Origin of the sequence: Endobacterium panacihumi, assembly GCF_050847465.1 — a bacterium.
In the GTDB taxonomy this organism is placed as follows: Bacteria; Pseudomonadota; Alphaproteobacteria; order Rhizobiales; family Rhizobiaceae; genus Neorhizobium; species Neorhizobium panacihumi.
Map to the genome: position 1 here is coordinate 2,242,747 of NZ_JBOZRA010000001.1, position 26,452 is coordinate 2,269,198.

Annotated in this window: 25 protein-coding genes and 1 tRNA gene; 10 read left to right on the forward strand and 16 right to left on the reverse strand. The window is 59.0% G+C overall.

Annotated elements, in window-relative coordinates:
* Positions 1-12: 12 nt before the first annotated feature.
* From ACRQ1B_RS11205 to ACRQ1B_RS11230, 6 genes are all read right to left on the reverse strand, one after another.
* Positions 13-405, reverse strand: coding sequence for a cytidine deaminase (locus ACRQ1B_RS11205; RefSeq protein WP_432293641.1), 393 nt, complete (start codon positions 403-405; stop codon positions 13-15).
* A gap of 1 nt (position 406) precedes the next feature.
* Positions 407-1,378, reverse strand: a complete 972-nt coding sequence (locus ACRQ1B_RS11210) for an ABC transporter permease (RefSeq protein WP_432293642.1) — start codon at positions 1,376-1,378, stop codon at positions 407-409.
* 5 nt (positions 1,379-1,383) lie between these two features.
* Entirely contained in the window at positions 1,384-2,487 is a 1,104-nt protein-coding gene (locus tag ACRQ1B_RS11215; protein ID WP_432293643.1) for an ABC transporter permease, read from the reverse strand.
* 7 nt (positions 2,488-2,494) lie between these two features.
* On the reverse strand, positions 2,495-4,003 hold the full coding sequence (locus ACRQ1B_RS11220; RefSeq protein ID WP_432293644.1) for an ABC transporter ATP-binding protein: 1,509 nt from the start codon (positions 4,001-4,003) through the stop codon (positions 2,495-2,497).
* An 84-nt stretch (positions 4,004-4,087) separates the two neighbouring features.
* Positions 4,088-5,080, reverse strand: a complete 993-nt coding sequence (locus ACRQ1B_RS11225) for a BMP family lipoprotein (RefSeq protein ID WP_432293645.1) — start codon at positions 5,078-5,080, stop codon at positions 4,088-4,090.
* Positions 5,081-5,310: 230 nt separating this feature from the next.
* Complete coding sequence (locus ACRQ1B_RS11230) at positions 5,311-5,628, reverse strand: hypothetical protein (protein WP_432293646.1); 318 nt, start codon at positions 5,626-5,628, stop codon at positions 5,311-5,313.
* A 185-nt stretch (positions 5,629-5,813) separates the two neighbouring features.
* Between ACRQ1B_RS11230 and ACRQ1B_RS11235 the strand changes: the two genes are divergently transcribed.
* Positions 5,814-5,903: transfer RNA gene (locus ACRQ1B_RS11235), tRNA-Ser, on the forward strand.
* Between the two features lie 95 nt (positions 5,904-5,998).
* Here ACRQ1B_RS11235 and ACRQ1B_RS11240 read toward each other — a convergent pair.
* Entirely contained in the window at positions 5,999-6,262 is a 264-nt protein-coding gene (locus tag ACRQ1B_RS11240; protein WP_432293647.1) for a hypothetical protein, read from the reverse strand.
* A 182-nt stretch (positions 6,263-6,444) separates the two neighbouring features.
* A complete protein-coding gene (locus ACRQ1B_RS11245) occupies positions 6,445-6,699 on the reverse strand; it encodes a DUF6074 family protein (RefSeq protein WP_432293648.1) in 255 nt (84 codons plus the stop codon).
* Positions 6,700-6,942: 243 nt separating this feature from the next.
* On the opposite strand from ACRQ1B_RS11245, the gene ACRQ1B_RS11250 reads away from it, so the two are divergent.
* The 4 genes from ACRQ1B_RS11250 (at position 6,943) to glgB (ending at position 16,062) form a co-directional block, all read left to right on the forward strand.
* Positions 6,943-7,164 (forward strand): DUF982 domain-containing protein, encoded by a 222-nt coding sequence (locus ACRQ1B_RS11250; protein ID WP_432293649.1) that lies wholly within the window; start codon positions 6,943-6,945, stop codon positions 7,162-7,164.
* A 101-nt stretch (positions 7,165-7,265) separates the two neighbouring features.
* Complete coding sequence (locus ACRQ1B_RS11255; protein ID WP_432293650.1) at positions 7,266-10,496, forward strand: maltotransferase domain-containing protein; 3,231 nt, start codon at positions 7,266-7,268, stop codon at positions 10,494-10,496.
* Between the two features lie 53 nt (positions 10,497-10,549).
* Entirely contained in the window at positions 10,550-13,858 is a 3,309-nt protein-coding gene (treS, locus tag ACRQ1B_RS11260) for a maltose alpha-D-glucosyltransferase (RefSeq protein WP_432293874.1), read from the forward strand.
* Entirely contained in the window at positions 13,855-16,062 is a 2,208-nt protein-coding gene (glgB, locus tag ACRQ1B_RS11265; RefSeq protein ID WP_432293651.1) for a 1,4-alpha-glucan branching protein GlgB, read from the forward strand. The genes treS and glgB overlap by 4 nt, the downstream gene beginning before the upstream one ends.
* A 12-nt stretch (positions 16,063-16,074) precedes the next feature.
* On the opposite strand, the gene ACRQ1B_RS11270 is transcribed toward glgB, so the two are convergent.
* Entirely contained in the window at positions 16,075-16,554 is a 480-nt protein-coding gene (locus tag ACRQ1B_RS11270; protein ID WP_432293652.1) for a response regulator, read from the reverse strand.
* Between the two features lie 162 nt (positions 16,555-16,716).
* Between ACRQ1B_RS11270 and ACRQ1B_RS11275 the strand changes: the two genes are divergently transcribed.
* On the forward strand, positions 16,717-17,055 hold the full coding sequence (locus ACRQ1B_RS11275; protein WP_432293653.1) for a hypothetical protein: 339 nt from the start codon (positions 16,717-16,719) through the stop codon (positions 17,053-17,055).
* Between the two features lie 27 nt (positions 17,056-17,082).
* Here the strand turns inward: ACRQ1B_RS11275 and ACRQ1B_RS11280 are convergent, their stop codons facing one another.
* The 3 genes from ACRQ1B_RS11280 to ACRQ1B_RS11290 all read right to left on the reverse strand — a co-directional run bounded on the left by ACRQ1B_RS11280 (position 17,083) and on the right by ACRQ1B_RS11290 (position 19,128).
* On the reverse strand, positions 17,083-18,192 hold the full coding sequence (locus ACRQ1B_RS11280) for an NADH:flavin oxidoreductase/NADH oxidase (protein WP_432293654.1): 1,110 nt from the start codon (positions 18,190-18,192) through the stop codon (positions 17,083-17,085).
* A 134-nt stretch (positions 18,193-18,326) separates the two neighbouring features.
* The gene (locus tag ACRQ1B_RS11285) at positions 18,327-18,845 is read right to left on the reverse strand and encodes a Dps family protein (RefSeq protein WP_432293655.1); all 519 of its coding nucleotides are present in this window, start codon (positions 18,843-18,845) and stop codon (positions 18,327-18,329) included.
* 79 nt (positions 18,846-18,924) lie between these two features.
* A complete protein-coding gene (locus ACRQ1B_RS11290) occupies positions 18,925-19,128 on the reverse strand; it encodes a hypothetical protein (protein ID WP_432293656.1) in 204 nt (67 codons plus the stop codon).
* Between the two features lie 289 nt (positions 19,129-19,417).
* Between ACRQ1B_RS11290 and ACRQ1B_RS11295 the strand changes: the two genes are divergently transcribed.
* Together ACRQ1B_RS11295 and ACRQ1B_RS11300 are read left to right on the forward strand one after the other, a co-directional pair.
* A complete protein-coding gene (locus ACRQ1B_RS11295) occupies positions 19,418-19,711 on the forward strand; it encodes a hypothetical protein (protein ID WP_432293657.1) in 294 nt (97 codons plus the stop codon).
* A gap of 111 nt (positions 19,712-19,822) precedes the next feature.
* Entirely contained in the window at positions 19,823-20,062 is a 240-nt protein-coding gene (locus ACRQ1B_RS11300; protein ID WP_432293658.1) for a KTSC domain-containing protein, read from the forward strand.
* An 11-nt stretch (positions 20,063-20,073) separates the two neighbouring features.
* On the opposite strand, the gene ACRQ1B_RS11305 is transcribed toward ACRQ1B_RS11300, so the two are convergent.
* Positions 20,074-21,069, reverse strand: coding sequence for an MDR family oxidoreductase (locus ACRQ1B_RS11305; protein ID WP_432293659.1), 996 nt, complete (start codon positions 21,067-21,069; stop codon positions 20,074-20,076).
* A gap of 203 nt (positions 21,070-21,272) precedes the next feature.
* On the opposite strand from ACRQ1B_RS11305, the gene ACRQ1B_RS11310 reads away from it, so the two are divergent.
* Positions 21,273-22,211, forward strand: a complete 939-nt coding sequence (locus ACRQ1B_RS11310; protein ID WP_432293660.1) for a nucleoside hydrolase — start codon at positions 21,273-21,275, stop codon at positions 22,209-22,211.
* 61 nt (positions 22,212-22,272) lie between these two features.
* On the opposite strand, the gene ACRQ1B_RS11315 is transcribed toward ACRQ1B_RS11310, so the two are convergent.
* Both ACRQ1B_RS11315 and ACRQ1B_RS11320 read right to left on the reverse strand, forming a co-directional pair.
* Positions 22,273-23,199, reverse strand: coding sequence for a pseudouridine-5'-phosphate glycosidase (locus tag ACRQ1B_RS11315; RefSeq protein WP_432293661.1), 927 nt, complete (start codon positions 23,197-23,199; stop codon positions 22,273-22,275).
* A 10-nt stretch (positions 23,200-23,209) separates the two neighbouring features.
* Complete coding sequence (locus ACRQ1B_RS11320; RefSeq protein ID WP_432293662.1) at positions 23,210-24,313, reverse strand: carbohydrate kinase; 1,104 nt, start codon at positions 24,311-24,313, stop codon at positions 23,210-23,212.
* 367 nt (positions 24,314-24,680) lie between these two features.
* On the opposite strand from ACRQ1B_RS11320, the gene ACRQ1B_RS11325 reads away from it, so the two are divergent.
* Positions 24,681-25,076, forward strand: a complete 396-nt coding sequence (locus tag ACRQ1B_RS11325; RefSeq protein ID WP_432293663.1) for a DUF1236 domain-containing protein — start codon at positions 24,681-24,683, stop codon at positions 25,074-25,076.
* Between the two features lie 66 nt (positions 25,077-25,142).
* Here the strand turns inward: ACRQ1B_RS11325 and pncB are convergent, their stop codons facing one another.
* Positions 25,143-26,447 (reverse strand): nicotinate phosphoribosyltransferase, encoded by a 1,305-nt coding sequence (gene pncB, locus ACRQ1B_RS11330; RefSeq protein ID WP_432293664.1) that lies wholly within the window; start codon positions 26,445-26,447, stop codon positions 25,143-25,145.
* Between the last annotated feature and the right edge of the window lie 5 nt (positions 26,448-26,452).

The following is a 26,452-nucleotide window of genomic DNA, read 5'->3' on the forward strand; positions in this document are numbered from 1 at the left end:
CCTTGCCCTCACTCAACCGAGGATATCGGTCTTGAAGGAAAATGGCAGCAGTTCCTCCATCGTCATGGTCTTCTGCACACCCTGCTCGTCGCAAAGATAGACACGGGTGTCGGGGCTGGCGAATTCGGCAATTTTCTGACGGCAGCCACCGCAGGGCGGGCACAGCGCCAATTTTTCGGCGATGACGGCGATTTCCTTGATGCGGCGACCGCCGCCCATAACCATGGCGCCGATCGCTGTTGGTTCGGCACACCACCCTTGAGGGAAAGAGAGGTTCTCGATATTGGCGCCGACATAGACTTTTCCGTCCTCGGCGCGGATGGCCGCACCGACCGGGAATTTCGAGTAAGGCGCGTAGGCGTGGCCCATGGCCTCGCGGGCGGCTTCGAACAGATCATGCGCCATATCAACGCTCCTTCACGTAAGGCACGCCACCGGCCTTGGGCGGGTGTGCGATGCCGATGAAACCGGCCAGCAGAATGCAGGTGAGAACATAAGGTAGAGCCTGGAAGATCTGCACCGGCACTTCACCGATCAGCGGGACCTGCTTGCCCTGCATGAAATTTGCAACGGCATCAAGGAAACCAAACAGAAGGCAAGCGAACATGACCGGCACCGGCTTCCACTTGGCAAAAATCAGCGCGGCGAGCGCGATATATCCCTTGCCGGCAGACATGTTGTTGATAAAGGCTGCCGACTGGGCGATTGCCAGATAGGCGCCCGCAAAACCACCGAGTATGCCGGTCACAATCAGCGCACGGAACCGTAGCCAGGACACAGAGATGCCGGCCGTATCCACCGCTGCCGGGTTTTCGCCGACCGCGCGCAGGCGCAGACCGAAACGCGTACGATAAAGCACCCACCAGGACAGCGGCACCGCGAGGAAGGCAAGATAGGTGAGGATATTGTTGCCGGAAATCACGTTCGAATACAGCGGACCGATGACCGGCACCTCGCGCATGAAATCCGCACCCGGCAGGATGATCGGCGAAAAGCGCGCATCGCCCGTCAGACCCGGCGTGCGGCCGCCCTGATTGAACCAGGCCTGACCAAGCACGATGGTAAGGCCCGCCGCAATGAAGTTCAGCGCTACACCGGACACGATCTGGTTGCCGCGATTGGTGATCGAGGCAAAACCGTGGATCATCGAAAAGCCGATCGAAATGCCGATGCCGCCAAGCAGGCCGATCCAGGCACTGCCACTAACATAGGCAAGACAGGCGGCGGCAAAGGCGGCCGCCAGCATCTTGCCCTCGAGGCCGATATCGACGATGCCGGCACGTTCTGAAAACAGCCCTGCCAACGCGGTAAAGATCAGCGGGATCGAAAGCCGGATGGTGGATCCAAGAATGCTGACAAAAATGTCGAAATAATCCATGGCGGTCACTTCCCACTCAGCGTCTGGTAGATCCGCACGACGGCCGGGCGGAACATATATTCGAGCGCACCGGCAAACAGGATGACGAGACCCTGAATGACGACGATCATTTCGCGGGTAATATTAGGCATTTCAAACGAAAGATCGGCACCGCCCTGATAAAGTATGCCGAACAAGAATGCCGCAAAAACGATGCCGAGCGGATGGCTGCGGCCCATCAGCGAAACGGCGATGCCGACAAAGCCGGCACCGGCCACAAACTCCACCTGCAGGCGGGCCGATGCTCCCATGACCGGATTAAGTGCCATCATGCCGGCAAGACCGCCGGAAATCAGCATGGCGATGATGACCGTGCGCGAATAGGGAATACCGGCGTAAACGGCGGCCGAAGGCGAGATGCCGAGCGTACGCATTTCATAACCGAGCTTGCTACGCCAGATCAGCAGCCAGACGAGGTAACACATCACCAGAGCGATGATGAAGGAGACGTTGAAAGGGGCCGGTCCGAGCTTCATGCCGAACAACGCCATCAGCCAGTCCAGTTTCGGCAACTGGCCGCCGGGCAAAAACGTGCGGGTTTCCGGTGCCATCTTGCCGGGCACGATGAAGACGTTGACCAGAAGGTAAACCATCAGCGCCGCAGCGATGAAGTTGAACATGATCGTGGTGATAACGATGTGGCTGCCGCGCTTGGCTTGCAGCCATGCCGGGATGAAGGCCCAAGCGGCACCGAAGAGGGCCGCACCGATGACCGCAAACGGCATCGTCACATACCACGGCACGTAATGATCGAGCGCCAGCGCCACCAGCGCCGCACCGAGACCACCGACATAGGCCTGGCCTTCCGAGCCGATATTGAACAGGCCGGCGTGGAAGGCGACGGCGACGGACAGGCCCGTGAAGATGAAGCTCGTCGTGTAGAACAGGGTGAAGCCGATCGCTTCACCACGCCCGAGCGCGCCTTCGATCAGGAGTTTCAGCGCCTGAAACGGGTTTTCGCCGATCGACCAGACGACGAGGCCGGAAATGAAAAAGGCGACCAGTAGGTTCAGCACCGGCAGAACACCGTAGCTGATCCAGTTGGGAAGTGGGACGGAGGCTGTACTCATATGATCCTCATACCGCTCCGGCCATCATCATGCCGAGCGCCTGTTCACCGGCATCCGGCGTCGCCTCTCCCACCACCTTGCCGGCGAACATGACGATGATGCGATCCGACAGGGAACGGATTTCGTCGAGTTCGACCGAAACCAGCAGCACGGCCTTTTGCGCATCGCGCATCTCGACGATACGGCGATGAATGAATTCGATGGCGCCGATATCGACGCCACGTGTGGGCTGGCCGATGATCAGCATCTTTGGGTCGCGCTCGATTTCGCGGGCAACAACGATCTTCTGCTGGTTGCCGCCGGAAAAATTGGCGGTCTTCAGCCGCGGGTTCGGCGGGCGGATATCGTACTTTGCGATCTTCTCTTCGGCATCCTTGCGAATGACATCGAGATCGAGAAGCGCGCCGCGACCGTAACGCGGGTCACGGTGGTAACCGAGCACCGAGTTTTCATATTCCTCGAATTTTAGAACGAGGCCCATGTGGTGGCGGTCTTCCGGGATATGCGCCAGACCGATCTGGCGCAACTGCGCCGGATCGAGGCCGGCGACGGGCTGGCCGTCGATGAGGATTTCACCGGATGTCGGCTTGCGGATGCCGGCAATGGCCTCCAGCAGTTCCGACTGGCCGTTGCCGGCCACACCGGCAATACCAAGGATCTCGCCTTCACGCACATCGAAGGACACGTCGTCGACCATGGTGACGCCGCGGCTGTCCTTGACCGTCAGGTTCTTCACCGACAGCAGAACCTTGCCCGGCTGCGCCTCGCCCTTTTCGACGCGGAGAAGAACACGGCGACCAACCATCAGTTCGGCCAGTTCCTCGACGGTGGTTTCCGCCGTCTTGCGGGTGGCGACCATTTCGCCGCGGCGCATAACGGACACCTCATCTGTGATCGCCATGATCTCGCGCAGCTTGTGGGTAATGAGCAGGATCGTCTTGCCCTGATCGCGCAGCACTTTGAGGATACGGAACAGGTGATCGGCCTCGGCCGGCGTCAATACGCCCGTTGGTTCATCGAGAATGAGGATCTCGGCGCCGCGATACAGCGCTTTCAGAATTTCGACACGCTGCTGCTTGCCGACCGGCAGTTCCTCGATGATGGCATCGGGATCGACGTCGAGCCCGTATTCGGCCTCAAGACGCTTCAATTCGTTGCGCGCACCGACGACACCCTTGGCAAGCAACTGCCCGCCTTCGGCACCGAGCATGACGTTTTCCAGCACGGTGAAATTTTCGACCAGCATGAAATGCTGATGCACCATGCCGATACCCGAGGCGATGGCCGTCTGGCTGTCGCGGATCGTCACGGGCTTGCCATCGATGCGGATTTCGCCGCGATCGGCCTGGTAAAAACCGTAGAGGATCGACATCAGAGTCGACTTACCGGCCCCGTTTTCACCGATAATGCCGTGGATCGAGCCCTTGGCGACGGTCAGATTGATATTCTTGTTGGCGTGAACGGCACCGAAACTTTTGTCGATGCCCGCCAGTTCGATTGCGGGATGCGGGGTCAAGCGCAGCCTCTCCTTCGCACAAGGGCGGAATCAAGATACGACTAGGGCGCATGGCGTCTCCACCATGCGCCCCGAATACTCAGATTAGAGCGGGCACTTATTGTCCGTCATGTAATCATGGACCTTGACGGTGCCGGCGACGATGTCAGCGGTCGCCTTGTCTGCGGCAGCCTTCATTTCCGGCGTAATCAGCGCCTTGTTGTTGTCGTCGACGGCATAAACGACGCCGCCGTCCTTCAGACCATTGGATTGAACGCCAGCAGTGAACTTGTCTTCGGCCAGATCCTTATAGGCATTGTAAACGGCCAGATCGACGCGCTTGACCATCGAGGTCAGGACCGAACCCGGATGAACGTGATTCTGGTTCGAATCGACGCCGATCGAGAACTTCTTGTTGTCTGCGGCCGTCTGCAACACGCCAAGACCGGATGCGCCGGCCGCCGCATAGATCACGTCGGCACCCTGGTCGATCTGATTCTTGGTGAGCTCACCGGCGCGGACGGGGTCGTTCCATGCGGCGCCGGTCGTGCCGACCATGTTCTGAAAGACCTGCATATCGGACTTAACCGACTTCGCACCCTGAGCATAACCACAACCGAACTTGCGGATCAACGGAATGTCCATGCCCCCAACAAAACCGACCTTGCCGGTCTTGGATGCCATGCCGGCCAGCAGACCGACGAGATAGGAGCCTTCGGCTTCGTTATAAACAACCGAACGCACATTCGGGAGTTCGACAACCGAGTCGACAATTACGAACTTCGTATCCGGATATTCGGCGGCGACCTTTTCCATAGCTGAGGTCCAGGCAAAGGACACAGCGATGACCGGGTTAAATCCCTTGCTGGCGAAATTGCGGATCGCCTGCTCGCCCTGTGTATCGCTGGTCGGCTCGAAATCGCGATATTCGGTACCGAATTCCTTCTTGTACATCTCAGCGCCGTTATAAGCGGCTTCATTGAAGGATTTATCGAACTTGCCGCCCGTACCGTAAACCAGCGCCGGCTTGATTTCAGCGGCGATCGCCGTGCTCGACAGCATGGCCGTGGCAATAAGGGTCAGAAGGGTTTTCGTCATCGTGCGCCCTGTTTTCTTAAATTTGATCTCTTATGGTTCCCCCCGCACTTCCGGCCGGTCAGAACCTGGCGGACAGTCTGCGGCACCGATGCCTTTTCTTTGGGCGTGCGGCAAAAATATACTTGCATGCCCGAGGCAAAATTTCACGGGAAATCTTTTGTGCGGTCGAAATCTGACACACGTTTTTTATTGCAGGGCGTTATGGCGCAAAAAATTCGCGGCGATTCGCCTCAGGCTGCAAAACGCCCAAACGGCTTCGGCCGGCGATAACCGGCAATCCACAGGATCAGCGCCAGCACCAAAAACACGGCACATGCCGGCTGGGCGAGCAAAAATCCGGCCGCTTGCTGCCATGCCTCGGGATGAATGTAGCGCTCCACAAGGTCCTCCGCGGCAACCAGCGTACCGGGGCTGATGGCAATCCACAAATCCCCGACACTTGCCAGCGCGACCGAAGAGGATGCCACTGACTGGATGGAATCCAGCGTGCCAGAGCCGATTGCGGCAGCCAGAGCCAACAGACTGAAAAAATGAAAGATAAGGGACATGGCGGCCGAAACGATTGAGAAACTGCGATAATCCAAGCGTAACGGGCGCTCGACCGCTTGGCAACGGAGATGAGTTTTACAAACCGTCATCCAACCGTCAGATTTCGGTTGATCCTGAAAAAATCATTGGTATATATCGCGCCGACCGCTGCTTCGGAGACATCTCCAGCAGCCCTTTCCTAAAAGGACAGGTGGCCGAGTGGTTGAAGGCGCACGCCTGGAACGCGTGTGTGCGTGAAAGCGTACCGTGGGTTCGAATCCCACCCTGTCCGCCATCTCTCCATGTTTTATCACTTGGCAAAAGACCGCACTTGCACAGCGCCTTTACGCAGTAATCACTACCAAATTTGCGGCGTGATTGAGGCGTCGTTCAGCTGTAAAAATCGTCTTCTCCGGTGGACGTAAAAAAGTAGGCCCACAAGGAAAACGGCAGGGCAACGAACAGGAGAAACCCTGTTTTTATGCGAGAAACGACTGGTGTCGCGCGGCTTCCATCAACGGGTTTGGCAGTCGTTTCCGGCTTCAGGCTAACGCGGTTCTGAAGCAGCAATTCGGTCAACTGGCGATCGTCTTCGGCCCTCGTACCATCAGCATCAGCCCGATGTGTGGACTTGGCTCTGCTGAGATCAGACATGCGCAACTCCCGTCAGGCGATTGATCATAATTTATAATTATTTACGCTAATTGTTAAACATGAACAACGCAAAAGCGCCACTTCACGCCGTGATCGCCCACACGATGGGGCGATCAGTTACCGAGTGACCCGCGCGACTTCCATCTGCGAAAAAGGATGAATCTCCTGCAAGCGCAGGGCATTCACGCCCAGGCGCCGGCTTCTTCCTGCTCGGCAAAAGCCGCCTGCAACTCCATCTGCACCGCATTCATGAACAGCGCGGCCTGATGCGAGATTTCGATGTCTGGCACGCCCTGCGCTTTCAAACGCGTGGCAAACTCCGCCATTTCCCGACGCCAAAAACGATTGGCCTCCTCTCCATGCAGATGGGTCAGGGCCTCGCTGCAGCGGCGGATATCAGCCATACGGCGATCGGCAGGAAATTGGACGAGAGTCATGCGGTCTCCACTCAACGCGACGCGGGCGAATCGCCCAGGAACTTTCGCCAGAATCGGTCCTAGTCCTTCACAAATGTTGAACGAAAAGCCTTGGCGAGCCGCGACCGTTACAATTTTAGCGAATTTTCGCGGAAACAAATCCGACCGACGCCCGTTAGTCCTGCAATGCTGTGTCCGGTGAAAATCCGCCCTGCGTCCTCTTGGCGTCGGAATGGTTCACTGTTGCCGCAATGGAGGAATGCAATGCAAAAGCCCCTGTGGACTAGCGCGGTGACCATCGGAACCGTCGAGATTGCAGGCCCTTTCGAGGCCTTGTCTTTTCTTGACCACGGCTGGCCGAACCACAAGGGCCCACGCTTCATCCATGCCCGGTTTGCATGCCTGGCAGCATTGGACGAACGCGCAGACCCCGAAGATGCCAAAGCCCTGTTTGCGGAGGCGCTTGAGGAAGCACAGCTGCACTGAAAGCTCGAGAGAGCCGACCAGACGATTTCGCATATCGATGAGCGACGGTCCAAGACGGATCGACGCACTACGCCAACACCGTAGACACGTCAGGATCTGCCATGAACGTCTATTCCCGTTTCACCGAAGCCGCATCCAAGTTGCCGCCGGCGCGCATCTACTACGTCCATCCGCTGATGTTGCGGGGAATGGCGGCTTGGCGCGAGGTTTTTGAACACGCTTGCTCGCTTGGCTTCGACACCATCTTGACGGCACCGCTGTTTCGCCGCGCAGACGGTGCCAGCGTTTTCGTGTCCCACGATTACCGGCAGGCGGATCCGCAATTCGAGCTCGGTGACGGGATCGAGGAGGCGGTTGGCCAACTGGTGCGTCTGGCCAGCGACAACGGCCTATCGCTGATGATGGACATCCTTCCCGGCCGTTCCGTCGATACGAACCAGGCAGGAATTGCCGCAACGGATCCCCGCCGCCCCCCTTCCCTTCGCGGCAGCCGGACCATCGATGTATCCGGCCAGATGGACGAGTGGCGTCAGCGGCTGATCCGGCTCGGAGAGCAGGGCATTTCGGGTTTTCGCTGCCTGGAACTGGAAACGCTGGCGCCCGATGTCTGGCGCTCCCTGATCTCCGGGGTGAGACGACAAAAGCCCGACCTGCGTTTTTTTGCATGGACCCCAGGCACTGCGTTTGAGGCTCGGCGAGCGCTGGCGAGCGTCGGCTTCGATGCCAGCTTTTCATCGCTGGCCTGGTGGAATCTGCAGGAAGGCTGGTTTGCCGAGGAACACGAAGCCCAGACTGGCTTTCATCGCGAAATTGCCTTTCCGGAGGCGCCATTTTCCAAGCGCGTGGCGCATGGTACGGATAGTGCCGAAGTGCTGGAACGCCGTGCCGAGCGCGCCCTGAAACTGGCGGCGTCTCTGGGTGGTGGACTGTTGGTGCCGATGGGTTTCGAATATGGCACCGCCACGCCGCTTGATCCGACCTACGGCAATGGCGGTGGTATGCGCACCTTGCGCGACCGCCCGACATTCGACCTTTCCGCCTCGATAAGGTCTGTCAATGAAACATTAAGGACAGCCGGTGAGTTCGAACGGCAGCCGCTTGGGCTGATCGCCTCCAGCCATTCACCGGCTGCGGCTATCGTGCAAGGTGATCGTGGCGACCTGCGCATCTCCAACAGCGTGCGCGTAATCCTCTTCAATCGCGACCTGCGCCGCAGCGCTACCCCACCGCTTCATGCCATTAGCGAGGCGGCATCCGCGTTTCTGCCTCTTGCCGACGTTTCCGCACGCGGCGAGCCGCTGACGGAACTTGTGCGATTGCTGCCCGGCGAACTGCGAATTTTCGAGGGACGTGTTTCCGATCCCATCCTACCGACGACCGAAGTCGAACCTGCGGTCAAAGCTGCCTTGTCGCCCAGGCTTGCCATCGAAAAAGTGACACCTGCAGTCGATGATGGGCGTTTTGTGGTGAAGCGCGTCGTCGGAGAAACCGTTGTCGTCGAAGCCGATGTATTTGGCGATGGGCATGATCCGCTTTCCGCCACCCTGCTCTGGCGCACGGCCGACAGTGAGGACTGGAGCGAAGTGCCGATGACGCTGGTGCTGAACGACCGCTGGCGGGCCGAATTTCCGCTGAAGCGCATGGGCCGCCACGAGTTCGTGGTCGAAGGCTGGCGCAACCCTTTTCAGATCTTTCGCTACGAATTCACCAAGAAACACGAGGCCCGGCTGGATCTGCGGCTGGAAATTCAGGAAGGCATCAATCTCGTCCTCGACGCTTTCGATAACGCCCCCGGCAATCTGAAGACCGAACTGAAAGTGCTGTTCGATTTCCTGACAGAGGCAGAGGACGGTCAGCGGATCAGAACTCTTCTGGCGCCTGAGACCGCTGACCTGATGGCTGAAGCCGATCGGCGCCCGCACAAGGTGCGTTCGAATGTGATTCCGCTCGATGCTGAGCGCACCGCCGCAGCCTTTGCCAGCTGGTACCAAATTTTTCCGCGCTCGCAGAGTGGCGATCCCCACCGTCACGGTACGTTCGACGATGTGATCGCCCGTTTGCCGGCGATCCGTGACATGGGTTTTGACGTCCTTTATTTCCCGCCCATCCACCCGATCGGCGAGACCAACCGCAAGGGCAAGAACAATACCCTGACGCCCGGCCCGGATGACCCCGGCAGCCCTTATGCAATCGGTTCGGAAGCTGGCGGCCATGATGCCATCCATCCGCAGCTCGGCACGTTCGATGACTTTGACCGGCTGGTGGATGCCGCCGCAAAACAAGGGCTGGAACTGGCACTCGACCTCGCCATCCAAGCCTCACCGGATCATCCGTGGCTGAAGGAGCATCCCGGCTGGTTCGACTGGCGGCCGGACGGGACAATCCGTTACGCTGAAAACCCGCCAAAGAAATACGAGGACATCGTCAATGTCGATTTCTACGCGGGTGAGGCTGTTCCGTCGCTTTGGACGGAACTGCGCGACGTGGTGCAGAAATGGGTCGATCACGGCGTCAAACTGTTTCGCGTCGACAATCCGCACACAAAACCCTTTCCCTTTTGGGAATGGCTGATCGCCGATATCCGCTCCCGCCACCCGGATGTGGTGTTCCTGTCGGAAGCCTTCACCAAGCCCAAGGTGATGTACCGACTGGCCAAGGTCGGCTTCTCGCAATCCTATACCTATTTCACCTGGCGCAACGCCAAGTGGGAACTCGAGGAGTATATGCGCGAGATCACCACGGAAGCGCCCAAGGATTTCTTCCGGCCGCATTTTTTCGTCAACACCCACGATATCAACCCGGACTTTCTGCAGAACGCGCCGCGTCCGGCCTATCTGATCCGGGCTGCACTCGCCGCGACTCTGTCCGGCCTCTGGGGCGTCTATAATGGTTTCGAGCTTTGCGAAGGCCGACCGGATGCCAAGCGCAAGGAATATGCGGACTCGGAGAAATACGAGATCCGCGCCTGGGACTATGATCGCCCCGGCAATATCAAGCCCGAGATCACGTTGTTGAACCGCATCCGTCGGGAAAATCCCGCTTTGCATTCGCATCTCGGCCTGCAGCTTCTAAGCGCCCACAACGACAACATCCTGTTCTTCGAAAAATCGAGCCCGGGGCATGAAAACGTCGTGCTCGTGGCGATCAGCCTCGATCCGCACCACGCTCAGGAAGCCGATATCGAGATCCCGCTCTGGACTTTTGGCCGGCCCGATCACGGCACGCTCGACATGGAAGATCTGCTGACCGGCCAGTCTTTCGGCTGGACCGGGAAATGGCAGCACATCCGGCTCGAACCCGGCCGGCCATTCGCCATCTGGCGGGTGCGATAGACCGGGACGATGGGAGGAGAAAAACAATGGACATCTCGCGCACGCAGGCAAAAATGAAAAACGAAACACAGCCAGAAGCCGAAACCGTGACGTCGGATCCCTTGTGGTACAAGGACGCCGTTATCTACCAGTTGCACATCAAGTCCTTTTTTGATGGCAATGGCGACGGCATCGGCGACTTTCATGGGCTGCATGAAAAGCTCGACCATATCGCCTCACTCGGCGTCACCGCGATCTGGCTCCTGCCCTTTTTCCCCTCGCCGCGACGCGACGACGGTTACGACATTGCTGATTACAGCAATGTCAGTCCCGACTACGGCACGATGGAGGATTTTCGCAGTTTTGTGGACGCCGCCCATGAACGCGGGATCAAGGTGATCATCGAACTGGTCATCAACCACACATCCGACCAGCATCCGTGGTTTCAGCGCGCCCGCAATGCACCGGAAGGTTCGCCGGAGCGCGATTTTTATGTCTGGTCCGACAGCGACCAGAAATTTCCCGAAACCCGGATTATCTTCATCGATACGGAAAAATCCAACTGGACCTGGGACCCTGTGGCCGGTGCCTATTACTGGCACCGCTTTTATTCCCACCAACCGGATCTCAATTTTGACAATCCAGAAGTAATGAAGGAACTGCTGGTGATCATGCGGTTCTGGCTGGAAACCGGCATTGACGGTTTTCGCCTCGACGCCATCCCCTATCTCATCGAGCGGGAGGGCACCAACAACGAGAACCTGCCGGAAACCCACGACATCCTCAAGCGCATCCGCGCGGCACTGGATGAAAGCCACCCCGGAAAAATGCTGCTGGCCGAGGCCAACCAGTGGCCGGAGGATACCCGCGACTACTTTGGTGATGGCGACGAATGCAATATGGCGTTCCATTTCCCGCTGATGCCGCGCATGTATATGGCAATCGCCAAGGAAGACCGGTTTCCGATCACCGACATCATGCGGCAGACGCCGGAAATTCCGGAAAACTGCCAATGGGCGATCTTCCTCAGGAACCACGACGAACTGACACTGGAAATGGTGACCGACGAGGAGCGCGATTACCTCTGGAACACCTATGCCGCAGATCGTCGCGCTCGCATCAATCTCGGCATCCGCCGCCGTCTCGCACCGTTGATGGAGCGCGACCGCCGCCGTGTCGAGCTGATGAACGGCTTGCTTCTGTCCATGCCCGGCACGCCGGTTCTCTATTACGGCGACGAGATTGGCATGGGCGACAATATCTATCTCGGCGACCGCGACGGCGTGCGCACGCCGATGCAATGGTCGCCCGACCGCAATGGTGGATTTTCCAAGGCCGACCCGGCCCGGCTGGTTCTGCCGCCGATCATGGACCCGCTTTACGGTTATGAGGCGCTGAATGTCGAGGCGCAGGGGGCGGATGCGCATTCGCTGCTGAACTGGACCCGGCGCATGCTGGCACTGCGCAACAAGCACCCGGCTTTCGGACGTGGATCGCAGCGTTTTCTGACGCCCGGCAACCGCAAGATTCTGGCCTATCTGCGCGAATACGAAGGCGAGACGCTGCTCTGCGTCTTCAACCTGTCGCGCCTGCCGCAGGCGGTGGAACTCGACCTCTCTGAATTTAACGGCCGTGTGCCGATCGAACTGAGCGGCATGTCGCCTTTCCCGCCGATCGGCCAGCTGACCTATCTCCTGACCATGCCCCCCTACGGCTTTTTCTGGTTCCAGCTGGCACCGGAATCCGAAGGCCCGGCATGGCGCACCGCCCCGCCCGAACAGATGCAGGACATGGTGACCATGGTTCTGCGCAACGACCTGCAGGAACTGATCGACCAGCCGCGGCTGGCGACAGCTTTGTCCAAGGACGTGCTGCCATCCTATCTCGCAAAACGCCGCTGGTTCGGCTCCAAGGGCGCCGTGCTGAACTCGGCGCAACTGGTAACCGCAACACCGGTCGCCTTTGCCGATACCGTCGTGCTCGGCGAACTGGAAGTCGACCTCGACGGCCACAAGGACACGTATCTCCTGCCGCTTTCCATCGCCTGGGATGATGCGCAACCGAGCGCATTGGCGCATCAACTGGCCTTGGCGCGTATCCGTCAGGGACGCCGCGTCGGCTTTCTCACCGACGGTTTTTCGGCCGAAGCACTGGGGCGCGGTGTCATCCGTGGCCTGTGCGAACGCACGACGATTTCCGGCCGCACCGGCACGCTGGAATTTGTCGGCACCGACAAGCTCGACTGCATGGCGTTTGCCGATGACCTGCCTGTGCACTGGCTGTCAGCAGAACAATCCAACAGTTCTTTGATCCTTGGCGATCTGGCGATGATAAAACTCATCCGCCACGTCTTTCCGGGTATCCATCCGGAAGTGGAGATGACGCGTTACCTCACCAAGGTCGGCTATGCCAATACGGCGCAGTTGCTTGGAGAGGTTGCCCGTATCGATCCGGACGGTAACCGTTTCACACTGATCATCGTGCAAAGCGCCATTCGCAATCAGGGCGAAGCCTGGACATGGATGCTGTCTAACCTGCGTCGCGTCATCGATCAGGTGGTGGTGACGGGTCTGGATGGCGATGCCGCAGACGACCAGTTCCAGCCACTGGTGGATTTCGTGGCAACCGTCGGCCAGCGGCTTGGCGAACTGCATGTGGCTTTGGCTCAGCCCACCGACGATCCGGATTTCAAACCGGTCGAAGCGAGCACGGCGGATGCCACACGCTGGCGGGATGCAACGGTGAAACAGATAAGCGACAGTCTCGGTATCCTTGAAGCCGGCAAGGATGGTCTCGAGGAGCATATCGCCGCGGAAATCTCTGATCTTCTTAATAACCGCGATGAGCTTCTCGATCTGACACGAAACCTCGCTGCCTCCATCAACGGGACGCTGATGACCCGCAACCACGGCGATTTCCATCTCGGTCAGATTCTTGTGGCCGAAAGCGATGCCTACATCATCGACTTTGAAGGCGAGCCGACGCGGGATCTGCAGGAACGCCGCGCCAAGAGCAATCCCCTGCGCGACGTTGCCGGCTTCCTTCGCTCGCTGAGTTATCTCGGCGCCTCCGCCGATCTCGACCGCGAGATCGTCAGCGAGGTGGATGATGCCCGCCACGGCGAACTGGTGGATCGCTTCATGCAATTGGCGGAACCGGCTTTTCTCCGCGCCTACTTGACGGTGGCGGACGGCTGCGAGGCCCTGCGCATGCCGCAGACGCAGCGTGAAAAGATTCTCGACCTCTTCCTTCTGGAAAAGGCGGCTTACGAGATCGCCTATGAAGTCCGCAGCCGGCCACATTGGCTGCCTCTACCGCTGGCCGGTTTTTCGGCCATTGCCAACCGTCTCCTAAAAACATCCCGAGCGGAGAAGAACCGATGAGATATGAGCGCACCGACCTGATCATCGGCACCGTCACGGAAGGGTTGGATGCCCTTGTCGATGGCAGACACGGCGATCCGTTCTCCATTCTTGGCCGCCACCAATATGGCGAACTGACCGTGGTGCGGGCGCTTCTGCCCGGAGCCCTGTCGGTGGAGGTGATCGAGCGCGATAGCGGCCGCATTCTGGCGGCGCTCGAAAGCATTCACGCCGGTGGCCTGTTTGCCGGCGTGATCGGTTCGGCCGCGCCTTATCTTTTTCGGATCCAGTGGCCGGACGCGGTGCAGGAAACCGAAGATCCCTATTCCTTCACTCCCTTGCTCGGCGATCTCGACCTGCATCTGATTTCGCAAGGCACCCATTACGATCTCGGCCGCACGCTTGGCGCCATTCCGATGGAGGTCGATGGCATTGCCGGTGTCCGCTTTGCCGTGTGGGCGCCGAATGCGCGGCGTGTTTCGGTGGTGGGTGATTTCAACGCCTGGGACGGCCGCCGCCACCCGATGCGGCAACGTCCACAGGCAGGCGTCTGGGAAATTTTCGTGCCGCGTCTGACACAGGGCGAGCGCTACAAGTTCGAAATCATCGATGCCCACGGCAATCTGCTTGCCCAGAAGGCCGATCCTGTCGCCCGCGCCTCGGAGGCCGCGCCCTCGACGGCCTCGGTCGTCGCGTCGTCGCGCGCCTTTCCCTGGACCGACGGCACATGGATGCAGCGCCATGACGCCCGCGCCGGCGAAAGCGCGATGTCGGTTTATGAGGTGCATCTCGGTTCATGGCTGCGGATCGCAGAGGAAGGCAATCGCTCGCTCGACTGGGTCGAACTCAGCCAGCGGCTGGTGCCTTACGTCAAAAGCCTCGGCTTCACCCATATCGAAATGCTGCCGATCATGGAGCACCCGTTCGGCGGATCATGGGGTTATCAGCCGCTCGGCCTGTTCGCACCGACCGGGCGTTACGGCACGCCGGAGGATTTTGCCTATTTCATCGACCGCTGCCACGCTTCCGGCATCGGTGTCATCCTCGACTGGGTGCCGGCACATTTCCCGACCGATGTCTGGGGCCTTGCCCGGTTCGACGGCACCGCGCTTTACGAGCATGAAGACCCGCGCGAGGGCTTTCACAAGGACTGGAACACGCTGATCTACAATCTCGGCCGCAACGAGGTGAAGGGGTTTCTGATCGCGTCGGCGCTGGAATGGCTGGAGCATTTCCATATCGATGCGCTGCGCGTCGATGCCGTTGCCTCCATGCTCTACCGCGATTACAGCCGCAATGAGGGCGAATGGATCCCCAACCAGTATGGCGGTCGGGAAAATTGGGAAGCCGTCGAGTTCTTCAAACACCTCAACAGCATCATCCACGAGCGCTGCCCGCATGCCTTCACCGTAGCCGAAGAATCCACGGCTTGGCCGGGCGTCACCAAACCGCCGGAAGATGGCGGGCTCGGTTTCGATTTCAAATGGAACATGGGCTGGATGCACGACACGCTGCATTACATGTCGGATGATCCGGTCTACCGGAAATATCATCACGGCATGCTGACCTTCGGCATGATCTACGCCTATTCCGAACGGTTCATGCTGCCGCTTTCCCATGACGAAGTGGTGCATGGCAAAGGATCGCTTTACGGTAAAATGCCAGGCGATCACTGGCAGAAACTCGCCAACCTTCGCGCCTATTTCGGTTTCATGTGGGCGCATCCCGGCAAGAAGCTGTTGTTCATGGGCGGCGAGATTGCCCAAGCTTCCGAATGGAACCACGATGGCTCCGTGGTATGGGACCTCATCGACCAGCCCGACCATGCCGGCATGCAGCGGCTGATCGGCGATCTCAACCGGCTATATGCGGCGGAACCGGCGCTGCAGTTCGGCGACCTCGATCCGGCCGGGTTCGAATGGGCGGTGTCGGACGATGCCGAAAGTTCTGTGCTCGCCATGCTGCGCAAATCGCGCGATGGGTCATCCGTGGTGCTGGCGGTATCGAACCTGACGCCACTGCCGCGCCATCACTACCGGATCGGCGTGCCAACGGAAGGACGCTGGGAAGAGGTTCTCAATACCGATGCCGGTGTTTATGGCGGATCGAACCTCGGCAATGTCGAGGCATGGACGAGCCTGGAGCCATCGCACGGGCGTCGCCAATCTGTGGCGCTTACATTGCCACCGCTTTCGACGATCTACCTGAAATGGTCGGCGGCCTGACGTGCCTGTGTGTCAGTTGAACAGCTTCAGTCGTGCCGGCGGAGTGCCGGTGCGGCCGCTCTTGCGGTCGACGGCAAACTGGATCAGGTCCCGCGAGGCCTGATCGGTCAATGGCTTGGCCATGACACCTACCACACCCGGTACACCTTGAACCACGACGCCCGGGTTGCCGGTCACCATGATCACCACGATACCCGAGTCGGCCAGCGTACGCGCGATCTCCGGCCCGGTTTCACCGTCGGCAAGGCGCACGTCGACAAAGGCGATATCCGTGTCGCGGCTATAGTTCAGCGCAACTTTCATATCGGGTGCGATACCAACGACCTTGTGGCCACTGCGCTGTACAGCATCCTCGATATCCATCGCGACCAGCAAGCTGTCTTCAACGATCAGAAAACGGTATTCCAAGGCCTCGGCCCTCCATGCTCGCAAACGAAGATAGGTTCGAAGCGCGGGCCGGCAATAGAGCCTTTGGCCGACAAATGGAAGCATGGCGAAGATAACCGTCCGCTAGCTGACATTCTCACGAGTGCAAATTCGGAAATCAGAGTTTTTCTTCCAAGGCACGGAACCAAAACCGACTCCCTGTCGTTTACGGCCTTGCTTCGCATTTGGGGGAATTCATGACCGGCCATTTTTCGCGTAACCGCCACATTGGCGTCGCCGCCCTTCTTTGCCGGAAGGCACTTCCCCATGATCACCAGTTCTGAGCCCGACGACCTCACGCAATTTTCCGACAATTCGCAAGTTTGGCCGGAACCGAATGCCGATCACGCCGCAAGGAGCCACCGCCCCATGAATCCCAAAGCCCGGCGGGCACTTGTCGAACGCATCTTTGAAAAAGCCCGTGCAAGCGGCCAGACGATAGAGAACGATCCATTGTTCCTGGAATGGATAGAGAGTTGGATCGCCGGCGATATCGAAATTGCCGAACTGCGTGAAAAATATCGCGAATTTCTGTCGTCACGCCATCAGCAAGCGCCGGAAGATTAGGCCGGCCAAAAAACGGCCGGCTCTTTCTCAATCCCCCATCTTAAACAGCGTCTTGAACTGACGCGGCTGGCAACGAAGATATTGCGGGGCAGCGCGTACGCTTTCGCCGAAATGGGCCGCGGCATGCCAGGGCCAGCGGGGATCATAAAGGGCAGCACGTGCAATCGCCACCATATCGGCATCACCCGTTACCAGAATGGCTTCCGCCTGCTCGAACTCGGTGATCAGGCCGACTGCGATCACCGGCATCGCGGTTTCGGCCTTGATCGCACGCGCAAACGGTACCTGATAATTCGGCCCAAGCGTAATATTCTGGTGCGCGGCCAGACCACCACTGGAGACGTGGATGGCGCTGCAACCACGCTGTTCCAGCGCCTTGGCAAAAGCGATCGTCTGCTGGACATCCCAACCACCTTCGGCCCAATCTGTGGCCGACACGCGAATGGTCACCGGCCGGTCGGCCGGGAATGCTTCGCGGACGGCGTCGAAAACCTCCAGCGGAAAACGCATGCGATTTTCCAGAGAGCCACCATATTCGTCGGTTCGCTGGTTGGAGAGTGGAGACAGGAATTCGTGCAGCAGATAGCCGTGCGCGGCGTGGATCTGCACGACATCGATATCGAGCCGCGCCGAACGATGAGCCGCTTCCACAAAAGCATCACGGATACGGATCATGCCATCACGATCGAGCGCGGCCGGGTGGTCGTATTGTGGTTGGAACGGCACGGCACTGGGCGCAACCGTCTTCCAACCACCTTGCGCGTTCGGCAAAATCTGCGCGCCGCCCTTCCACGGAACCTCCGTCGATGCCTTGCGACCGGCATGGGCAAGCTGAATGGCGATCGGCATGTCGGACATGCGACGGATGCCTTCAAGCACGCGGCCCATGGCCTGTTCGTTTTCATCCGAATAGAGGCCGACATCCGCATAGGAAATCCGTCCCTCGGGCGAAACAGCCGTTGCCTCGATCGTGAGAATGCCGGCGCCGGACGTGGCAAGCATGCCGAGATGCATCATGTGCCAGTCGGTCATGCTGCCATCCACGGCCGAATAGGTGCACATCGGCGCGATGACGATGCGATTGTCGAGCGTCAGTTCGCCAAGCGTGACGGGCGAGAACAGTTTTGTTGCGCTCACGTGAAAAGTCTCCAAACGAAATCATGAAACACGGATGATACCATGCGCTCGCGCAGTCGGAGCACACAAGCGCGTGTTAGGGTCAGCATCGAAAAGGCCGTCCTCAGAAAAGGGCGGCCCGATATCTGTTCGGATCAGCGATTGGTGTTGCGTGTGATCTCGAACAGGAACCAGACGCGGCGTTCGCTTTCGTCGATCCAGTTTTCCAGAAGGCTCGCGGTGGCGACGTCGTTATATTCGTCGCATACATCGTGCAACTCGCGCATGCTGGCGACCAGAGCTGCATTGTCATCGCGCAGTTCGGCCAGCATTTCATGCGGATGAACGAAATCGGCATCATTGTCGGCAATACGCTGCAGGCGAGAGATCTCGCCGATCGAGCGCAGCGTGCCGCCACCGATCTTACGGGCGCGTTCAGCCAGCGGATCGGTCATTTCAAAAAGCTGGTCACCATGTTCGTCGAGCAACAAGTGATAATCGCGAAAATTGGAACCCGACATGTGCCAGTGAAAATTCTTGGTCTTCAGGTAAATGGCAAAAACATCCGCCAGAAGCGTGGTGATCCCGGCTGAAATATCGCGCACCCCCTGTTCGGCAATGCCGCTGGGTGTCTTCAGAGGAGCTTCGCGGCGGGATTTGATCGAATTGTCCATGAGGTTATATCCATTCGTTTTGGTCCACAGGCGCTCGTGTCCTGCAGGCTGGGGAGGGTTTGGAAGTCTGGGAGGGGGTTCAGTCCGTGTAGCCGGAAGCGGGGGGATCGCTGGCCGGAAAACTTTCTTCAAGACTCTCGTCGATATCCGCTTCGGTTTTGTGAGCACTGTGTGGATGAACGGGCGGATGTGCCGGCGGTTCCAATGGCGGCAAATCGACCGGTTCTGGAAGGGTGTCCTTGCCGTCACGCAAGCCGTGTTCGAGATCGTTCCTGGCGGTCATCCATGCTCTCCTTGGCTACAGGGTGCAGATTTCAAAGCCATACGGTTTATGTGGATCGCCGGTGGAGGATCGGCAAGACGTCGACGTACCGGTTCAATCACGTTGATGGGAGAATCAGGATACGGTTTGGGTGCCACCCGCCTTGAAGGATGGTACTCTCTTTGGGGCAAAACCAACCTTTGCCGGTCGGCAGGTTCGACAAACACATTGACCCGCTGACCGTGCCGCGTATCTTGGCGGCCGATCGAAACGAGGAAGACCCATGCACCGAACTCTGCGGAACCTGGCCATGACAGCCTCCTTCATCGCCTGCGCTGCGCCGGCATTTTCGGCAGAAAACAAGGGGCGCATCCGCAACGCAACAGCGGCTGAAATTCGCGCGCATCTCAACGAATCCGCGCAGGAAACAACAACCGACCGTAGCGGCTATACCTACCGCAAGGGCTCCAAGCGCGGATACAAGATCTCCACCGGCAAAATCTGCATCCGCTTCGAAAACAAACAGGCAGACTGCGCGGACATCAAGACCGACGGATCAAAATTTCACATGATTACCAATGACGGAACCCGCACGCGTTTCTGAAAGACAGGTGCCGTCCCGTTTTTGCACGCATTCGCTAAAATGCAAACAATTGGCTGAGGACTGATTTTACCCGGACCCGGCATTTTGCCTCCAAAGAACAAGGAGGCTGCCATGCACCGGATTGCCGTTTCATCCCGCCTGATCGCCGAAATCGCTTATGATCCCGACCGCAAACATCTGGACGTGACGTTTCAGGATGGCGTTGTCCGCGAACTGGCGGAGGTTCCGACGGAGGCCGTGAGCGGACTTTTGACCGCAACCTCCCCCGGAAACTATTACATGACCTTTATCCGCAAGGTATATCCCCGCCGCGACCGCACGATCACTTCGACGAGCACCCGTACCGCCTGAACAGTCGGCAGTTACTTCGAAACGTCGATCACCACACGGCCGCGGATTTTTCCGGCCAGAATATCTTCCGCCAATTCCGGCAGTTTGGACATGGGTTGAAGCTGCGTGATGTTATCGAGTTTGGCGCGATCCAGATCGCGCGCCAGACGCGCCCAGGCGGACTGACGCTGGGACTGCGGCGCCATGACCGAGTCGACGCCAATCAGCGCCACCGAACGCAGGATATGCGGGATGACCGTAGCCGGCAGATCGGCGCCACCGGCAAGACCGCAGGCCGCGATCGCGCCGCCACGCACCGTTTGAGCCAGGGCATTGGCAAGCGTGGTAGACCCGACGGAATCGATACCGCCCGACCAGCGTTCCTTTTGCAGCGGCCCGCCCTTTTCCTGCAATGTCGCACGATCGATAAACGCGTTGGCACCGAGCGAACGCAGATAGTCGTGGGTTTCCGGCCGGCCGGTGGAGGCGGTCACATTATAACCCGCAGCGGACAGAAGCGCGATCGCGATGGAACCGACGCCACCAGCGGCACCGGTCACCAGAACCTCGCCCTTGCCCGGCTTGATCGCACCCCATTTTTCCAGCGCATCGACGCAGAGAGCGGCTGTATACCCCGCTGTGCCGATCGCCATGGCCTGCGCCGGTGAAAACACATCGGGCAGGCGGATCAGCCATTCCGGTTTCACTTTGGCAAAGTGCGCATACCCTCCGAACTCCGTTTCCGAAAGGCCCCAGCCATTGACCATCACCCGATCGCCGGTCTTCCATTCGGGGGAACGGGATTCCACCACCGTGCCGCAAAGATCGACGCCACCGATGAGCGGTGTGCGACGGGCAATCTTGCCCTTGCCGGAGACGGCCAGACCGTCCTTGTAATTGAGCGTCGAATAGGCGACCTCGACCAGCACATCCTGATCCGGCAGATCGGCGACCGTCATCTGGCGAAAATCCCCTTTCGGTTTGCCGTCGACTGTATCGATGACCATGGCGGTAAAGGTTTCGCTCATTTCTCGCTCTTTCCTGTGCTGGCGATGCTTGGAAAGGCATCGCAATTTTCACCGGTAAGCATATATGGCCCGCTTCATTCGCGGCGATGACTTAAGGTCGCAATTTGCGTTTATGCAAGCCCACACTCGCAGGCTTGCGTCTGCGCGTGGCATCGCGTAGCGCAGGGAAACATTTGATTTCCCAATACTTGGAGGAGTGTCCTATGGCGGAAAAGATTATTATCGATACCGACCCCGGCCAGGATGATGCACTGGCAATTCTTCTGGCGCTGGCGAGCCCGGAAATCGAGATTTTGGGCATCACCGCTGCCGCCGGCAACGTACCGCTGACGCTGACGGAGAAGAATATTCGCAAGATCTGCGAGCTGGCCGGTCGGCCGGACATCAAGGTGTTTGCCGGCTGCGACAAGCCGATGGAGGGCGCGCTCGTGACGGCCGAATACGTGCATGGCTGGACCGGCATGGATGGCGCCACTCTGCCCGATCCGACCATGCCATTGCAGGACAAACACGGCGTCGATTTCATCATCGATACGCTGATGGCGGAGCCGGAGGGCACGGTTACCCTCTGCACGCTCGGCCCGCTCACCAATATCGGCACGGCGCTGACCAAGGCACCTGAAATCGCCAAGCGCATCCGCCGCATCGTTTCCATGGGTGGCGGCCTGTTCGAAGGCGGCAACATCACGCCGGCCGCAGAGTTCAACATCTATGTCGATCCGAAAGCGGCGAAGATAACCTTCGGCTGCGGTGCACCTGTCGTCATCATCCCGCTCGACGTCACCCACAAGGTGCTGACCAGCAAGCCGCGCGTCGCAGCCTTCCGCGATTTCGGCACGTCGGTTGGCGAGGCCGTCGCCGGCTGGCTGGAATATTTTGAGCGTTTCGACGTGGAAAAATACGGCAGCGAAGGCGGGCCATTGCACGATCCGAACGTCATCGCCTATTTGCTGAAGCCCGAGCTTTATGCCGGCCGCCAGTGCAACGTAGAAGTTGAGACCAGCTCCGAACTCACCAAGGGCATGACCGTGGCCGACTGGTGGGGCGTGACGGATCGTCCGAAAAACGCACTGTTCATGGGGAGCGTCGATGCCGACGGCTTTTTTGCGCTGCTGACCGAAAGACTGGCAACACTGCGCTAATACCTGAATGCAAAAAGGGCCGCATCAAGCGGCCCTTTCCTTTTCCGTCATTCGAATTGGCTTAGCGGCCAGCCTTCAGGGGCGCATAGGCAACAGCCATACGCGCCGCGAGCGCCGCATTGTTGCGTACCAACTGGATATTGGCCTTCAGGCTTTCGCCGCCCGACAATTCGTTGATGCGGGCGAGCAGGAAGGGCGTCAGTTCCTTGCGGCCGATGCCACGCTCATCCGCTTCCTTCACCGCATCGGCGATCGTGCCATCGATAAATTCATGCGTCAGAGCGGCCGCTTCGGGGATCGGGTTGGCGATCAGCAGGCCGGTGCCGGTGCCGAGTTGGTGATGCAGATGCATGGTGCGAGCGATCTCTTCCGGCGTGTCGAGACGGTGATCGGCCTTGAAACCGCTCTGGCGGGTGAAAAAAGCCGGAAACTCTTCCGTGCCGTAGGCGATGACAGGCACACGCTGGGTTTCGAGGTATTCCAGCGTCTTGGCGATATCGAGGATGGATTTCACACCGGCGCAAACCACGGCTGTCTTCGTGCGTCCAAGTTCGGTCAGGTCGGCGGAAATATCAAATGTCTGTTCGGCGCCGCGATGCACCCCGCCGACGCCGCCGGTGGCAAAGATATCGATGCCGGCCAAATCGGCCATCAGCATGGTGGCGGAAACCGTGGTGCCGGCCGACTGCCCGCGCACCATGGCAACGGCAAGGTCACGGCCCGATGCCTTCACGACAGCTTCGGCCTTCGCCAGCGCTTCCAATTCGTCCGGCTCCAGACCGACGCGCAGTTCACCATTCACCACGGCGATCGTTGCCGGCACGGCGCCGTTTTCGCGAATAACTTCCTCGACACCAAAGGCGGTTGCGAGATTGTCTGGAAAGGGCATGCCGTGAGTGATGATGGTGGATTCCAGCGCCACGATCGCCCCACCGGATGCCAGTGTATCGGCCACTTCCGGGCTGAGCTTTGGTTTGATGAGGGACATAAAATTCCTTTCAGCGATCGAGGCGATGCATGTTGGCGGCGAGCAAACGTTCCGACAATTCGGAATAAACGCTGGCCGGGCTTTCCGTCGTGAGTGTTCCAAGAAGCGCGCCGGTGCGGGCTGCGCGATAAAGGTCATCGCCCTCCAGCAGGCGATGCAGCGTGCCGGCGATCATGGCGTCACCGGCCCCGGTCATGTCTACCGGGCGGGCTTCGACGGCCGGGAAAAATTTCAAACCTTCGCGGGCGGCGACCGCGATGCCGCGCGCGCCCACGGTGACCACGGCTTCCAAGGCGCCGGCGGCCTGCAGCGCCAGCGCCGCTTCCCCGGCGTCGGTGATCACCTTATCGAGACGCAGCACTGCATTGGCTTCATCGATATTCATGAAAAGCAGGTCGATACCGGAGAGATCCTGAGGCAGACGCGTCGCCTTCGGTGTCGATACGGCGTCGATCGCAAGCCGAAAACGGGCGTCATGCCGTTTGGAAATCAGGACAGCCAGCGTTTCGGCGGGCAGATTGCAATCGGCAAACACCCAGCTGGCGGCAGCCAGATGCGACCAAGCTTTTTCGATCTGGGTGGGCTGGATGAGATCAAAAATGCTCATGTCGGAAATGCCGAGCACAAGATCGCCGGACGGATCAAGGATCGCCGCATATTCCGCCGTCGGACGCTCCGCCGTCATGCCTACCTGGCTGATATCGATGCCGCAGTCCTGAAGATAGCGGAGAATGGCATGGCCGGTTTCATCGTCGCCGACCATGGAGACAAAACCGGTTGCGGTTCCCAGGCGTGCGAGATTTTCCGCGACATTGCGCGCCACGCCGCCAAACGAGCGGCCGCTATCGACGGGATTGGACGTCTCCATCACCAGTGGTGCGCGCGCATTGTATTTGCGATCAAGTACGGCACCGCCAATGCAGACTGCCCGCTGCCCGCTTGCCAGCACATAACCACGGCCGAGAATGTGGCCCTTCTGCACGAGTTGGACGATATGCGCCGCCACAGTTGAGCGGGCAAGACCAAGCTGATCGGCCACCTCTTGCTGACCAACGAAAGGATTGACCCTGATGATTGCCAGAACCGCCGCTTCCTGCGGCGCGAGTTCATCCATAGTCACCGGGCCCTTACGAAATCCGTTTCAATATCCGATTACAACTTTTGACTACTCTGTCAACATATGTTTATTTTACCAAACTCCCCCGTCAATGCAAAACCAGCCTTATATCCGCCTGCCATTTGCCAGGAAAAAGCCGGCTTCGACCAGGAATACACTTCCCCGATATCCGATCAGACACCGGCCAACGTGATCCTGCGCAATTATGGGGTAAATCCAAAGAATACAGTTGCTTGAACCCAATGGACGAGACTTCCCATCGTCACCGGTTTTCAGCTTTTTACGATTCGTTATCAACATCGCGGAACGGAAAATCGTCAGCCGTGTTCTTTCGCCATTGGTGAACCCAGAGAGGAGAAGACCAATGCGTAAGATTATCGTGACGTCTGCGGCCGCCTTGGCGACCGTATTTGCCACCGCCGCTTATGCCCAGGAAGGCACCGCCAGCGGCGCCGCGGGTGGCGCAGTAACCGGTGCCATTGTCGGTGGTCCTGTCGGTGCTGCAGTCGGCGGTGTTGCCGGTGCGATTATCGGCACGGCCATCGACCCGCCCCCGCCGGAAGTTGTTACCTATGTACAGCAGCAGCCAGCCCCGGCACCCGTTATGGTTCAGCAGGAAGTGGTTGTCGGCAAACGCATTCCGGAAACCGTGATCCTGACGCCGGTTCCCAGCAATGAGCGCTACGGTTATGCGGTCGTCAACGAACAACGTGTGATCGTTGACCCGCGTACCCATACCGTCGTTCAGGTAGTCCAGTAAGCATTTTCCGGCGTGAACAGGAAGGCCCCATGCATGGCTTGCCTGGGGCCTTCTTGTCATCCAGGCTCAGACAAGAACCGCTTGTTCAACCCGATCTTCCTGGCCGAAAATTTTCAGATAACGCTGTACTTCGGAAGCATCGCCAGTCGCCTTGTGCGGGTTATCGGACAGCTTGACTGCCGGGCGGCCATTGGCGTCTTTGACCTTGCACACCACCGAGATCGGCTTCAGGCCGTCGATGGTCGTCGGGGCGCAGCCTGCAAAATCATTTGTCAGGTTGGTGCCCCAGCCAAAGCTCATGCGCACGCGGCCCTCGAAATGACGGTAGGTGTCGATGATCGCATCGACATCGAGTCCGTCGGAAAAGATCAGCATTTTCTGGCGCGGATCGCGCCCCATCTTCTGCCACCACTGGATGATCTTTTCACCGCCTTCAATCGGTGGCGCACTGTCGGGACGGAAACCGGTCCAGTCAGCCACCCATTCCGGTGCGTCGCGCAAAAAGGCTGCCGTGCCGAAAGCATCCGGCAGGGCAATCAACAGGTTGCCGCCGTAAAGCCGGTTCCAGTCCTTCATGATGTTGTAGGGCGCGGCACGCAATTCATCGTCGCTGTCGGCAAGCGCTGCCATCACCATTGGCAATTCATGTGCATTGGTGCCAACGGCTTCGAGATCGGAGTCCATGGCGAGCAGCACGTTGCTGGTGCCGGTAAAACCCGGGCCAACGCCTTCCTTCAGCGCCTCGACGCACCAGCGCTGCCACAAGAAGCTATGGCGGCGACGGGTACCGAAGTCGGAAATGCGCAGGCCTGGAAGCTCGCGCAGTCGCTGCACCTTTTCCCACATCTTGGCCTTGGCACGCGCATAGATCACATCGAGCGTGAAATAACCGAGCGAACGCAGGGCTGCACGGGAGCGAAGCTCGTTGATGATGGCGAGGGCCGGAATTTCCCACATCGTGGTGTCGACCCAACGGCCATGGAAGGTCAGCTCGTATTGGCCATCGCGTTTCGACAGTTCGTATTCCGGCAACTGATACGCCGCCAGCCAGGTCAGAAACTCCGGCTCGAAAATCTGCTTGCGGCCATAAAAAGAGTTACCCGCCAGCCAGATCATCTCTTTTTTTGTCAGACGAAGCGAACGGGCATAATCGAGTTGGTCGCGCAGTTCGCCTTCATCGATCTCGTCAGCGAGCCGAACGCGTGTCGTGCGGTTGATCAGGGAAAACGTCGCATCCGTTTGCGGATACAGTTTCCAGATCATCTGCAACATCAGCAATTTGTAGAAATCGGTATCGATCAGACTGCGAATGATCGGATCGAGCTTGAAGGCGTGGTTGTAGACCCGGGTTGCGATATCGGTCTTTGTCATGCCTG